This is a genomic window from Terrabacter sp. 2RAF25 (genome assembly GCF_052115265.1).
In the GTDB taxonomy this organism is placed as follows: domain Bacteria; phylum Actinomycetota; class Actinomycetes; order Actinomycetales; family Dermatophilaceae; genus Terrabacter.
This window is the reverse complement of the sequence record NZ_JBFRGJ010000001.1, coordinates 301,314-313,285: the sequence shown is the minus strand read 5'-3', so window position 1 is coordinate 313,285 and position 11,972 is coordinate 301,314. Positions and strand designations below refer to the sequence as shown.

General features: G+C 71.0%; 12 protein-coding genes. 4 read left to right on the top strand and 8 right to left on the bottom strand.

Translation table 11 applies throughout. From position 1 onward, the window contains the following. Positions 1-93: 93 nt before the first annotated feature. Both AB4091_RS01440 and AB4091_RS01435 read left to right on the top strand, forming a co-directional pair. Positions 94-939, top strand: a complete 846-nt coding sequence (locus AB4091_RS01440) for an alpha/beta fold hydrolase (RefSeq protein ID WP_442289949.1) — start codon at positions 94-96, stop codon at positions 937-939. A 36-nt stretch (positions 940-975) separates the two neighbouring features. Further along, entirely contained in the window at positions 976-2,226 is a 1,251-nt protein-coding gene (locus tag AB4091_RS01435) for an MBL fold metallo-hydrolase (RefSeq protein ID WP_442289948.1), read from the top strand. A 244-nt stretch (positions 2,227-2,470) separates the two neighbouring features. On the opposite strand, the gene dmpG is transcribed toward AB4091_RS01435, so the two are convergent. From dmpG to AB4091_RS01405, 6 genes are all read right to left on the bottom strand, one after another. Beyond that, on the bottom strand, positions 2,471-3,553 hold the full coding sequence (gene dmpG, locus AB4091_RS01430; RefSeq protein ID WP_442289947.1) for a 4-hydroxy-2-oxovalerate aldolase: 1,083 nt from the start codon (positions 3,551-3,553) through the stop codon (positions 2,471-2,473). Beyond that, positions 3,550-4,521, bottom strand: a complete 972-nt coding sequence (locus AB4091_RS01425; protein WP_442289946.1) for an acetaldehyde dehydrogenase (acetylating) — start codon at positions 4,519-4,521, stop codon at positions 3,550-3,552. The genes dmpG and AB4091_RS01425 overlap by 4 nt, the downstream gene beginning before the upstream one ends. A 151-nt stretch (positions 4,522-4,672) precedes the next feature. Then, positions 4,673-5,509, bottom strand: coding sequence for a 2-keto-4-pentenoate hydratase (locus AB4091_RS01420; protein WP_442289945.1), 837 nt, complete (start codon positions 5,507-5,509; stop codon positions 4,673-4,675). Positions 5,510-5,589: 80 nt separating this feature from the next. Further along, positions 5,590-6,399, bottom strand: coding sequence for an IclR family transcriptional regulator (locus AB4091_RS01415; RefSeq protein ID WP_442289944.1), 810 nt, complete (start codon positions 6,397-6,399; stop codon positions 5,590-5,592). A 73-nt stretch (positions 6,400-6,472) separates the two neighbouring features. Beyond that, entirely contained in the window at positions 6,473-7,342 is an 870-nt protein-coding gene (locus AB4091_RS01410; RefSeq protein ID WP_442289943.1) for a DODA-type extradiol aromatic ring-opening family dioxygenase, read from the bottom strand. Between the two features lie 50 nt (positions 7,343-7,392). Continuing rightward, complete coding sequence (locus tag AB4091_RS01405; protein WP_442289942.1) at positions 7,393-7,773, bottom strand: DoxX family protein; 381 nt, start codon at positions 7,771-7,773, stop codon at positions 7,393-7,395. A 125-nt stretch (positions 7,774-7,898) separates the two neighbouring features. Between AB4091_RS01405 and AB4091_RS01400 the strand changes: the two genes are divergently transcribed. Continuing rightward, entirely contained in the window at positions 7,899-8,405 is a 507-nt protein-coding gene (locus AB4091_RS01400) for a MarR family winged helix-turn-helix transcriptional regulator (RefSeq protein ID WP_442289941.1), read from the top strand. Positions 8,406-8,469: 64 nt separating this feature from the next. Here the strand turns inward: AB4091_RS01400 and AB4091_RS01395 are convergent, their stop codons facing one another. After that, positions 8,470-9,459: an aldo/keto reductase gene (locus AB4091_RS01395; protein WP_442289940.1), complete on the bottom strand. Its 990-nt coding sequence runs from the start codon at positions 9,457-9,459 to the stop codon at positions 8,470-8,472. Next, a complete protein-coding gene (locus AB4091_RS01390; RefSeq protein ID WP_442289939.1) occupies positions 9,459-10,919 on the bottom strand; it encodes an MFS transporter in 1,461 nt (486 codons plus the stop codon). The genes AB4091_RS01395 and AB4091_RS01390 overlap by 1 nt, the downstream gene beginning before the upstream one ends. Positions 10,920-11,019: 100 nt before the next feature. Here AB4091_RS01390 and AB4091_RS01385 point away from each other — a divergent pair, with 100 nt between their 5' ends. After that, the gene (locus AB4091_RS01385; RefSeq protein ID WP_442289938.1) at positions 11,020-11,970 is read left to right on the top strand and encodes a helix-turn-helix transcriptional regulator; all 951 of its coding nucleotides are present in this window, start codon (positions 11,020-11,022) and stop codon (positions 11,968-11,970) included. Positions 11,971-11,972 lie beyond the last annotated feature (2 nt).

The window sequence follows — 11,972 nt, the reverse complement described above, 5'->3', positions numbered from 1 at the left end:
GACGGGAGGACCCTTGCCGCGATCGTCTTCCACGCATACCGTGTAGTGGTTGCTTCAGAGTCGAATCAATCAACCCGAGAGAGGTACGCCTTCATGGCCACCGTCAACAGCACGGACGTCACCCTCAGCGACGTCACCTACCGCGTCCACGCGACGGGCGAGTCGAGCCCGACCGCCCTGCTCTTCCTGCACGGCTCGGGGCCCGGTGCCACGGGAACCTCCAACTGGAAGGCCGTCATCGAGCAGCTCGGCGACCGCTGCTACTGCCTCGCACCGGACATGATTGGTTTCGGGGACTCCGAGCACCCGGTCGACGCCCCGTCGGGCATGAAGGCCTTCAACCTGCTCCAGGCCGAGACGCTCTGGCAGCTGCTCGACAAGCTGGGCGTCGACCAGGTGCACCTCGTCGGCAACTCCATGGGCGGGATGATCTCCATCCGCATGGCGCTGGCGCAGCCGGAGCGCGTCGAGACGATGCTGCTCATGGGGTCCGGAGGCGCCCCCGACCTGCCGATCACTCCCGGCCTGCAGCACCTGCGCACGTTCTACGCCAACCCCACTGCCGACTCCCTGCGCGACCTGCTCGAGTCGTTCGTCTACGACATGGACACCCTGGAAGGTGTCGTCGACCGCGTCGTCGAGGAGCGGATGCCCTACATCGGGCGCGCGGACGTCAAGCGCTCGCACGCCGCGATGTTCGACCCCAAGGCCGGCCCGCCGGCCTTCACCGAGGAGGAGCTGACCTCGCTCCCGCACCCGACGCTGTGCGTCCACGGTCGCGACGACATCATCGTGCCGGTCGAGTCGAGCACCTACCTCGCGAAGACGATGCCCAACGCCACGCTCCACATCATCCCGAATAGCGGGCACTGGACCCAGATCGAGGCCCACGACACCTTCGTCTTCCTCCTCGAGAGCCTGATGGCCGGCAAGTTCTGAGCGACGACTCGTCCCTGCGGATCAAAGGAGATCCAGATGTGTGGCAGCTGCCTTCCCGACGACATCCATGCGGCACTCGAGCACGACGCTCACCGAGGCACCGCACCTGACGACCACCGGGCGGGTGGGGTCGCGCGCCGCGCGCTCCTGCACGGCGGCCTCGGCGTCGCCTCGGCACTCGGCCTCGCGGTCGCGGCCGCGGCACCCGCCCGGGCCGCGCCGTCCTCCGACGCCCGCCGCATCCGCGGTGACGCCCGCACCAAGGCGGTGCTTGTGGGCACGGCCGGCGGACCCATCTGGCGGCAGGCCGCGGGTCGGCGCGGGATCTGCACCGTCGTCGAGGTCGACGGCGCGAGGTACCTCGTCGACGCCGGACACGGAGCCGCGGCCGGGCTCTACGAGGCAGGCATGATCGGCGGCGCCGACGGCAAGAACGATCTCACCGCCTTCCGCGCCGGCTTCATCACCCACCTCCACTCGGACCACGTCACCGACCTGTCGACCTTCCTCGTGCAGGGATTCATTGCCGGCGGACTCGGCTCTGCGGCAACGCCATTCCGACTCTTTGGGCCGGGAGAACGCGGCTCGCTGCCGCACGTCTTCCCGCCCAGCCGGCCCAACCCTGCAGCCTTCAACTCGGGCGACCCGACGCCTGGCACCAGGTCGATGGTGGCCCAGCTGCTGGGGGCCTTCGCCACTGACATCAACGACCGCATCTTCGACGCCGGGTCCCCGCGCATCGACGCGGTCGTGAAGGCCGAGGACATCGGGCTGCCCGCCGGCGTGACCGTCAACCTCGACGGGCCACCTGCACGGATGCGCCCCTTCCGCGTCCACGAGGACGACCGGGTCGCGGTGTCGGCGACACTCGTCGACCACGGCCAGATGGCGCCGTCGTACGCGTTCCGGTTCGACTCCGACAGCGGCTCCGTCGTCGTCTCGGGCGACACCACTCTGTCGCCCAACCTCCTCGAGCTCGCCGACGGGTGCGACGTGCTGCTCCATGAGGTCATCGACTACGACTCGATCGTCGCCAGCATCAACGCCCTCCCCGTGCCAGAGGAGATCAAGCAGGCGTTCCGCAACCACATGTTCGGCGCCCACACGACCGAGGCCCAGCTCGCTGACCTGCTCCGCACCATCGAGGTGGGGACACTCGTCCTCCACCACGTGGTGCCCGGTGACATCGGGTCCGGCGGCTGGAAGCGGGTCTCGCAGCGGCTCAGTCGGGTCGGCAGGACCGCCGTCGTGGCGGGCGACGACGGCATGGTGGTGGGGGCCAGGTGACCACCCACACCTCCTGACCACCGGAAGCTCCACGAGAACGTATGCCGCCGGGTCACCTCGGGTGACCCGGCGGCATACGTGATCCTCCGGCTCTCAGGCGAACTCAGGGACGAGACCCGTCGGGATCTGAGCACTCGATCGGCTTGGCCCGTCGGGAACTGAGCACTCGATCGCGGTGGAACGTCGGGAACTGAGCACTCGACCCGTTGGTCGAGTGCTCAGTTTCCTACGTCTGCGGGCGTCGTCAGCCGACGAGGTCGAGCGCGATGTCGACGATCATGTCCTCCTGGCCGCCCACGAGCTTGCGCCGACCGACCTCGAGAAGGATCGAGCGCACGTCGATGCCGTAGCGCTGCGACGCCGCCTCCGCGTGGCGCAGGAAGCTGGAGTAGACCCCCGCGTAGCCGAGGGTGAGCGTCTCACGGTCGACCTGGACGGGACGGTCCTGCAGGGGTCGCACGAGGTCGTCGGCGGCGTCCTGCAGGGCGAAGAGGTCGCAGCGGTGCTTCCACTCGTTGAGGTTGGCGACGGCGACGAACGGCTCGATGGGGCAGTTGCCGGCGCCGGCGCCGTGGCCGGCGAGCGACGCGTCGACGCGCACGACTCCCTCCTCGACGGCGACCACGGAGTTGGCGACGGCGAGCGAGAGGTTCTGGTGGGCGTGGATGCCGATCTGGGTGCTCGGGTCGAGCACCTCGCGGTAGGCCCGCACGCGCTCCCGCACGCCGTCCATCGTCAGGCGCCCCCCGGAGTCGGTGACGTAGACGCAGCCGGCGCCGTAGGACTCCATCAGCTTCGCCTGGGCGGCGAGCTCGGGTGCGCTGCTCATGTGGCTCATCATGAGGAAGCCGGACACGTCCATGCCGAGCTCCCGGGCCTTGCTGATGTGCTGCGCCGAGACGTCCGCCTCGGTGCAGTGCGTGGCGACGCGCACCGAGCGGACACCCAGCGAGTACGCGTCCTCGAGCTCGCTGATCGTGCCGATGCCGGGGAGCAGCAGCGTCGTCAGGGTGGCCTGCGAGATGTTCTCCGCGGCGGCCTCGATCCAGGCCCAGTCGCTGTGCGAGCCGGGGCCGTAGTTGAGGCTGCCACCAGCCAGCCCGTCGCCGTGCGCGACCTCGATCGCGTCGACGCCCGCCGCGTCGAGGGCCGCGACGATCCGGCCGACGTCCGAGGGGCTGATCCGGTGCCGGACCGCGTGCATGCCGTCGCGCAGCGTCACGTCCTGGATGTAGAGCAGCGGGGTGTCGGTGTTCGAGGGGGTCACGGAAAGGTCTCCTGGGCTGGTGGCGCTGTCGCCGAGGTCGGTGGTCGTCGTGGCGCTCATGCGGTCACCCCTGCGTCGGTGCGCGAGCGGAGGCGCTCGGCGATGGTCTCGGCCACACGCATCGCCGCGGAGGTCATGATGTCGAGGTTGCCGGCATACGCAGGCAGGTACATCGCCATGCCCTCGACCTCGAGGAAGACGCTCACCTTCGTCGTCACCGCGGGCGAGCCCTTTGGCAGCAGGGTGTGCACCGGCTCGTCGGGTGCGATGGACGTGAACTGCACCTGCTGCTTGAGCCGGTAGCCGGGCACGTACTCCTGCACCTTCGCGACCATCTCGTCGACGGAGGCGCGGATCGCCGCGTGGGTCTGCTCGTCGGACTCGCCGATCAGGGCGAAGACGGTGTCGCGCATGATGAGCGGCGGCTCGGCGGGGTTGAGGATGATGATCGCCTTGCCGCGCAAGGCTCCCCCGACCTTCTCGATGCCCGCGGTGGTCGTCTCGGTGAACTCGTCGATGTTGGCGCGCGTCCCCGGCCCCGCTGACTTCGACGCGATGGAGGCGACGATCTCGGCGTACGGCACCGTCGTGACGCGCGAGATCGCAGCGACGACCGGGATGGTGGCCTGGCCACCGCACGTGACGAGGTTGACGTCGTCGGCGTCGTCCTCGAGGAGCTGGTCGAGGTTGACCGGTGGCACGACGTACGGGCCGATCGCCGCCGGCGTCAGGTCGACGAGCTTCTTGCCGTATGCCGCCAGCTTGGCGGCGTTGGCCACGTGTGCCTTCGCGGACGTGGCGTCGAAGACGATCTCGATCTCGTCGAAGTTGTCGAGGGCGATGAGTCCGTCGACGCCTTCGTGGGTCGTCGGGACACCGAGGCTCGCGGCGCGGCGGAGCCCGTCGGAGGCCGGGTCGATGCCGACCATCGCCCCCATCTCGAGGGTGCTCGAGAGCCGGATCACCTTGAGCATGAGGTCTGTTCCGATGTTGCCGGGGCCGATGATGGCCACCTTGGTCTTTGTCATCTGGGCTTCCTTTGGAGGTCGGTTCAGGGCGCGCGCGAGGGCGCGAGATGAGGCGTGCTGGCGCGTGATGCCGCGTGCGACGAGGTCCCCACGCCGCGGCCGGGTGTGCCGCGGCCGGGAGCGGGCCAGGGGTTGGTCGGAGTGGCGGCGGTCAGGCCGGCGACGGGGCGAACCGCGCCGTCACGGTGCCGAGCGCGGACAGCTCGGCGCGCACCACCGACCCGGGAGTCACCGGGCGCATCGGCCCCAGGGCGCCGGAGAGGACCACCTGCCCGGCCCGCAGCGGGTCGCCGACCTGCTGCGCCGTGCGCGCCAGCCAGAGGAGTGCCTCGAGGGGGTCGCCGAGGCAGGCCTCCCCGTTGCCCTCGGACACGAGCTCGTCGTCGGCGTACATCTGCATCTGCACGTCGACCGGGTCGAACTCGTCGAGCGACAGGCGCCGCTCGCCGAGGACGAACATGCCGCTCGACCCGTTGTCGGCGATCGTGTCGGTGATGCGGATGTCCCAGCCGGCGATGCGACTGTCGACGATCTCGATCGCCGCGACGGCGTGGGTGACCGCCGCCCTGACCGTGTCGATGTCGAGGTCATCGCCGTCCAGGTCGGCACCCAGCACGAACGCGACCTCGGCCTCGGCCCGCGGTTGCAGCAGGGCCGACGTCGGGACCTGCTCGTGCGAGGAGACGTCCATGTCGTCGAAGAGGACGCCGAAGTCGGGCTGGTCGACGCCGAGCTGCGCCTGCACGGCGGGCGAGGTGAGGCCGATCTTGCGCCCGACGACGCGAGCGCCGGCGCGCGAGCGTCGTTGTGCGAGCTCGTGCTGCACGGCGTACGCGAGAGCGAGGTCGGTCTCGCCGAGGAGGTCGCGCACCGGGGAGCAGGCCTCGCCGCTCCTCGCCGCCTGCTCGAGGCGCGCGACGGCCTCGAGCACGATGGGGGTTGCGTCCGTCCGGACGTCCGCTTCGGCGGAGGGGTTGGAGACGGTCATGGGAGCTCCTTGTCTGTGTGCCCCCACACTGCGGGAGTCGGCACCGGGCCCGCCATCAGGACGTTCCACTCAGTGGACCGTCATTCCGCTGGGCTCGAACGCCGCAGCGTCGAGCGTCGTGCCAACGTCGCGGCCACCCCGGCCGCGGCGGCACGCACGGCGACCGCGTGCTTGTCGGGCTGGAACCGGGTGACCGGACCGGTGACGCTGATCGCGGCGGTCGGACGGTCGTCGGGGCCGAGCACGGGCGCGGCGACGCAGACGAGGCCGGTCGCGGACTCCTCGTACTCGTAGGCGACGCCGTCCTCGACGACACGGTCGAGCTGGCGCCGGAGTGCCCCCGGCGCCGTGATCGTGCGCGGCGTTCGGCGGGTCAGGCCGGCGGCCACCACCTCGCCGAGGAGCTCGGGCGACGAGTGCGCCAGCATCGCCTTGCCGATAGCCGTGCAGTAGAGCGGCATCCGTCCCCCGATGCGCGACGGCGAGGTCGCCTGACGATGACCGCCGATCTTCGCGACGTAGACGACCTCCGCCCCCTCGAGCACTCCCAGGTGCACCGTCTCGTGGGTGCGCTCGCGCAGGTCCTCCATGAAGGGGGTTGCCACCTCGAGCAGACCGCGCTCGACCGAGGCCCTCATGCCCAGCTCGAAGACGAGGCCGCTCAGGCGGTAGCCGTGCGTCGTGCGCTCGAGCAGCCTCGCCGCCGCGAGGTCGTTCACGACGCGGTGCAGCGTGCCCTTGGCCAGGCCGGTACGCCGGCCGAGCTCAGCCAGTGACAGCCCGTAGTCGTCCGCCGAGAAGGCGAAGAGCACCGCGACGACCTTGCCGAGCACCGTGTCGGTGCCGACGTCGGACGGCGTCGACCTCGGTGGTGGCTCGGGACTGCCCATGGCCCAACGGAACCCGACGGCGCGTCCGTCGTCAACCTCGGCTCGGAGCTCGCGCCCGTCGTGCCCCGCCGTCTCAGTCCACCTGGATCGAGCGGATGTGGTTGCCGAAGACGGCGCGGTCGAAGGCGGTCGTGGCCGTGCTCGCATCGGTGGCCGCGCCCATGGTGAGCAGCAGGGGGACGAAGTGGTCGGCGGTCGGGTGCGCGACGCGGGCCGCCGGCCCCTTGGCGAGGTAGTCGGAGAGGCTGTCGACATCGCCCCGGCCAGCCGCGTCCGCCGCCCACTCGTCGAACGCGTCGAGGTGCCCGGCCAGGGCCGGGTTGCGCATCACGGCGAAGCTGTGGGTCATGAACCCCGAGCCCACGACGAGCACTCCCTCGTCACGCAGGGCATGGAGCCGGCGGCCGAGCCGCAGCAGCGCCTCCGGCTCGAGACTCGGCATGGACAGCTGGACCACGGGCACGTCGGCCGCGGGGTACATCGCCATCAACGGGATGAACGCGCCGTGGTCGAGCCCCCGGTCGGGGAACTGGTGGACCGGGCTGTAGCCGAGGGTGCCCGCGACCCGACGGGCGAGGTCGGTCGCGTCGGGAGTGGCGTACGGGAGCGTGTAGTAGCGCGGGTGGAATCCCCCGAAGTCGTAGTAGAGGGGCGTTCCGGCGGTACTGCCCGACAACGCTGCCGGCGCGTTCTCCCAGTGCGCGGAGACGACGACGATCGCCCGGGGCTTGGGCATCGACTGCCCCCACGCGAAGAGGTCGTCGAGCCACTGCGGGTCATCGAGGGTCGGCGGCGCACCGTGGCTGACGAAGAGTGCGGGGAGACGGCCGTCCGCAGGCTCCCAGACCCGCTGCTGGCGTGCGACGGGAAGCGCCCGCGCTAGCAGGTCGTCATAGGCGCCGGCGGGCACCGCCGGGTTGAACGGGTCGATCACGCTGCTCATTGTCGTCTCCTGGTCGCGTACGCCGTGTCGTGCGTCTTGGGGGGCCGGCGTCAGGACGTGAACGCCTGCGGCCCGAACCGGGCCACTGCCACCACGAGGGCCAGCACGAGCAGCGCGACGTTGATGCCGATCATCTGGCTCTCCTTGCGGCGGGCGTGCGTGATGGCTGCTCCGACCATCATTGCCGCCAGCCCCGTCGCCGCCAGGGGCACGAGCACGGGAGCCACGCCGACGAGGGCCGGCACGACGAGGCCGACTGCGGCCAGCAGCTCGAGGGCGCCGATCGTCTTGACCGCGCCAGGGCTGAAGTCCTCGACCCAGGCCAGGCCCGAGGCGGCGAGCTTCTGCTTCGGCTGGGTCAGCTTCATCCCACCGGCGGCGGCGAAGGCGGCAGCGAGCAGGCCCGCGATGATCCACAGGACAACGTTCATGACTTCCACATCCTTGGGTCGGCACTTCATGTGTGAAGTGATCGTAGAAGTCAATGACTTAACAGAGCAAGTCATTCCCGCGTCTTCTCAGTTCACGCGTGAAGGCTGCGGCTAGGCTTGCCGGCATGACAGCAGCCGGGTCCCGTGACGCCGAGAACGCCGCGCCACGCTGGCTCGACGACGACGAACGCCGCGCCTTCCTGGCCCTCATGAGCGTGGCCGTGCGCCTCGAGCCCGCGCTGGATCGTCAGCTGCGACAGGCCGCCCAGCTCAGCCACTTCGAGTACACCGTGCTGGCGGCCCTGTCCGAGGCGCCCGACCACCGGCTGCGGATGAGCGACCTCGCCTGGATGGCCGAAGGCTCTCTCCCCCGGCTCTCCCAGGTCGTCGCCCGGCTCGAGAAACGCGACTGGGTGCACCGCACCCCGGACCCCGATGACGGCCGCTACACGCTGGCAACCCTCACCGACGAGGGCTGGGACAAGGTGGTGGCCACAGCGCCGGGCCACGTCGAGGAGGTCCGCCGGCTCGTCTTCGACGGCCTGACCCGGGCCCAGGTGCGGCAGGTCACCGAGATCGGGAGGCGCATCGTCCGCGCCATCGACCCCGAGGATCGCTGCCTCGACACCTGAGCCCGGCCCGTGTCGCGGGTCGTCCGCGGTGCAGCAGCGGGCCGGACCGGTCCACCGACGAGGGTCAGCGGTCGATCATGCGCTGCATGGCCTCCGGGTAGCGGTCGCCCTGGACCTGCACGCTCGACGACGCGGCGTCGAGCTCCGCCAGGTCCTCCGGCGTCAGCGCGAGCGCGGCCGCGGCGAGGTTCTCGTCGAGCCGTTCGAGCCGTCGGGTGCCGGGGATCGGGGTGATCCACGGCTGCTGCGCGAGCAGCCACGCGAGGGCGACCTGCCCGACGGTCGCGCCCTTGCGCTCGGCCACGGCCGTGACGAGGTCCACGAGCGCGAGGTTGGCCTTGAGGGCCTCACGCTCGAAGCGCGGCAGGGTGGCGCGCACGTCCCCCTCACCGAACTCGCTGGCCGCGGTGACCTGGCCGGTGAGGAACCCGCGCCCGAGCGGGCTGAACGGCACGAACCCGATGCCGAGCTCCTCGAGCACGGGCAGGATCGCCTCCTCCGGCTCGCGCCAGAACAGCGAGTACTCGCTCTGCAGCGCGGTGACCGGCTGCACCGCGTGCGCGCGGCGGATGGTCTCGACCCCGGCCTCGGACAGGCCGAAGCGGCGCACCTTGCCGGCCGCGATGAGCTCCTTGACGGTGCCCGCGACGTCCTCGATCGGCACGTCCGGGTCGACCCTGTGCTGGTAGAGCAGGTCGATCGCGTCGGTGCGCAGCCGTCGCAGCGAGCCGTCAACCGCCGCCCGGATGCCGTCGGGCCGGCTGCTGACACCGGTCTGCCGGCCGTTCTCGTCGAAGGCGAAGCCGAACTTCGTTGCGATGACGACGTTCTCACGAACCGGCTGCAGCGCCTCGCCGACGAGCACCTCGTTGTGGTACGGCCCGTAGACCTCGGCGGTGTCGAAGAACGTGACACCCCGGTCGACCGCCGCTCGCAGGAACGTGATCATCTCCTCGCGCGGGGGCGGCGGCCCGAACGACTGGCTCATGCCCATGCAGCCGAGGCCGAGCGCCGAGACCTCTAGCCCGGGTGAGCCGAGAGTGCGTGTCTGCATCATGCTTCCTTTCGTCGGATGATCATTGTCGTGCGGGCGTGCTGGCCTGGCGCGATGACGGCCAGGACGACGACCAGGCACAGGGCCATGAGGCCGGCGCCCCACGCGAGCGCGGTCGACACCTGGGCGACGAGGCCCGTGGCGCCGGCCGACACGGCCACCAGCAAGGCCAGTCCGGTCGCCATGCCGAGCTGGTGGGCCGTGTTGAGCAGTCCGCTGGCCGCCCCCGCGTCGGCGCCGCGGACTCCCGCGATCCCGAAGCTGGTCAGCGGGGCGAACGCGAGGCCCTGCCCGGCGCCGATCAGCACCATCGGGAGCGCCATCCCGCTCACGTATGCCGTCGAGCCGTCGACCTGCGCCAGCCACGTCATCCCGACCAGGGTGAGCGCCACCCCGGCCACCAGGGCCGGCGCATCGCCGAAGCGGCTCGACACCCGTGGGAGCAGGGTGGCGACGGCGAAGTTGACGACCGTCATCGGCAGGAACCCGAGCCCGGCCTGGAAGGGGCTGAACCCGAGGCCTTCCTGGAGGAGCTGGGTGGTGAAGAAGAAGAAGAAGCTCACCATCGCGCCGAGATAGAGCGCGCGGGCGGCGTACGCACCCCAGCGTCGGCGGTCACCGAAGAGGTGCAGCGGCATGATCGGCTGCACGGCGCCGCGCTCGTGGACCACGAGGCTCGTGAGCACGACGGCCGCCGTCGCGAGTGCACCGACGACGACGGGGTCGCTCCAGCCGCGGTCGGCGGACTCGATGACGCCGAAGACGAGGGCGCCGACACCGATGGTGGCGCCGAGCGCCCCGACGAGGTCGAACCGGCCCGGCTCGGGGCGGGTGACGGGCAGGTAGCGCGGCGCGAGGGCCACCATGGCGATGCCGATCGGGACGTTGATGAAGAAGCCTGCCCGCCACGAGATCCACTGTGCGGCAGCCCCGCCCACGAGCAGACCCAGGCTCGCACCGATGCCGGCGGTGGCGGCGTACCAGGCGACGGCGCGCGAGCGCTGGGGTCCTTCCGGGTAGCTCGCCGTCAGCAGCGACAGGGCCGAGGGCGCGACCACGGCAGCGCCGACGCCCTGGAGGGCACGCGACGCGATGAGCCACCACCCCGTGGGTGCGATCCCGATGAGGAACGACGCACTAACGAACACGACCAGGCCGGTCACGAACACCCGCCGTCGGCCGAGGATGTCGCCGAGCCGCGCACCGAGCAGCAGCAGCCCGCCGAAGACGAGCGTGTACGCGTCCTGCACCCAGGAGAGCCCCGACGCGTCGAGGTGCATCGCAGTGGCGATGGACGGCAGGGCGGTGAAGATGACGGAGTTGTCGAGCAGGATCAGGAAGTAGCTGACCAGGATGATCGCCAGGATGGCCCTCGGGTGCGCCGGGGCACCGTCGCCGTTGCCGGCGGCGCCCCTCGGGGCAACGGTCCCGGCCGGTGCGGTCTCACTCGACGTCGTCATGCATCCAGACAATCCGGCGCCGGCAGGGCGCAACAGGCACTGTCATGAGGGGTACTGGCAGGGACTGCCACATCGGTCCGAGCGACGTAGCGTGAAGGACATGGCTCCCACGAACGGCCCCCAGGGCGATGACCTGCGGCAGTTCCTCACCACGCGCCGCGCCAGGATCAGCCCCGAGCGGTCGGGCCTGCCGGTCTACGGCGCGAACCGCCGGGTCACCGGCCTGCGCCGGGAGGAGGTGGCCCTGCTCGCCGGGATCAGCGTCGAGTACTACACCCGGCTCGAGCGCGGCCGCGTGGGAAGCGTGTCCGAGGGCGTCCTGGACGGCTTGGTCCATGCGCTGCAGCTCGACGAGGCCGAGCGCGACCACCTGTACCGGCTGGTCCACACGGCAAGCACCCCGACGCGCCGCGGCGCCCAGGGCACCCACCGCGCTCCCGCCCGCCAGCGGGTGCGCCCGACGATCCAGCGCATCATCGACCAGATGCCGATGCCGGCCTACCTGCGCAACGGCCGGTTCGACGTCCTGGCGGCCAACGACCTCGGCCGCGCGCTCTACAGCCCGCTCTACGAGTACGCCGCCGCCCACACGCCCGGCGAGCCGCCCAACAGCGCCCGCTTCATCTTCTTCGCCCCGGACGCGCCCGACTTCTTCGTCGACCACGAGAAGGCGGCCAACGACTGCGTCGCGTTCCTCCGCGCCGAGGCCGGCCGCGACCCCTACGACAAGGCCCTGTCCGCCCTCGTCGGAGAGCTGTCCACCCGCAGTGAGGACTTCCGGACGCGGTGGGCGGCCCACGACGTGCGCTACCACCGCACCGGGCGCAAGCACTTCCACCACCCCCTCGTCGGCGACCTCGAGCTCGACTACGAGGCGTTCGAGCTGCCCGCTGACGCCGGCCAGCGCGTGAACCTCTACACCGCGCCACCGGGCTCGCCGTCCGAGGACGCCCTCAACCTGCTCGCGAGCTGGACGGCGCGCCAACCGGCCACCGTCACCCCGACCGACGACACCAGCGGAGCCACACCACCGGCCACGTCGAACGGCTGACC

Excerpts from the sequence above, each read along its gene's own strand:
- AB4091_RS01440 (WP_442289949.1), top strand. The coding sequence starts at position 94 with ATGGCCACCGTCAACAGCACGGACGTCACCCTCAGCGACGTCACCTAC.
- AB4091_RS01435 (WP_442289948.1), top strand. The coding sequence starts at position 976 with ATGTGTGGCAGCTGCCTTCCCGACGACATCCATGCGGCACTCGAGCAC.
- dmpG (WP_442289947.1), bottom strand. The coding sequence starts at position 3,553 with ATGAGCGCCACGACGACCACCGACCTCGGCGACAGCGCCACCAGCCCA.
- AB4091_RS01425 (WP_442289946.1), bottom strand. The coding sequence starts at position 4,521 with ATGACAAAGACCAAGGTGGCCATCATCGGCCCCGGCAACATCGGAACA.
- AB4091_RS01420 (WP_442289945.1), bottom strand. The coding sequence starts at position 5,509 with ATGACCGTCTCCAACCCCTCCGCCGAAGCGGACGTCCGGACGGACGCA.
- AB4091_RS01415 (WP_442289944.1), bottom strand. The coding sequence starts at position 6,399 with ATGGGCAGTCCCGAGCCACCACCGAGGTCGACGCCGTCCGACGTCGGC.
- AB4091_RS01410 (WP_442289943.1), bottom strand. The coding sequence starts at position 7,342 with ATGAGCAGCGTGATCGACCCGTTCAACCCGGCGGTGCCCGCCGGCGCC.
- AB4091_RS01405 (WP_442289942.1), bottom strand. The coding sequence starts at position 7,773 with ATGAACGTTGTCCTGTGGATCATCGCGGGCCTGCTCGCTGCCGCCTTC.
- AB4091_RS01400 (WP_442289941.1), top strand. The coding sequence starts at position 7,899 with ATGACAGCAGCCGGGTCCCGTGACGCCGAGAACGCCGCGCCACGCTGG.
- AB4091_RS01395 (WP_442289940.1), bottom strand. The coding sequence starts at position 9,459 with ATGCAGACACGCACTCTCGGCTCACCCGGGCTAGAGGTCTCGGCGCTC.
- AB4091_RS01390 (WP_442289939.1), bottom strand. The coding sequence starts at position 10,919 with ATGACGACGTCGAGTGAGACCGCACCGGCCGGGACCGTTGCCCCGAGG.
- AB4091_RS01385 (WP_442289938.1), top strand. The coding sequence starts at position 11,020 with ATGGCTCCCACGAACGGCCCCCAGGGCGATGACCTGCGGCAGTTCCTC.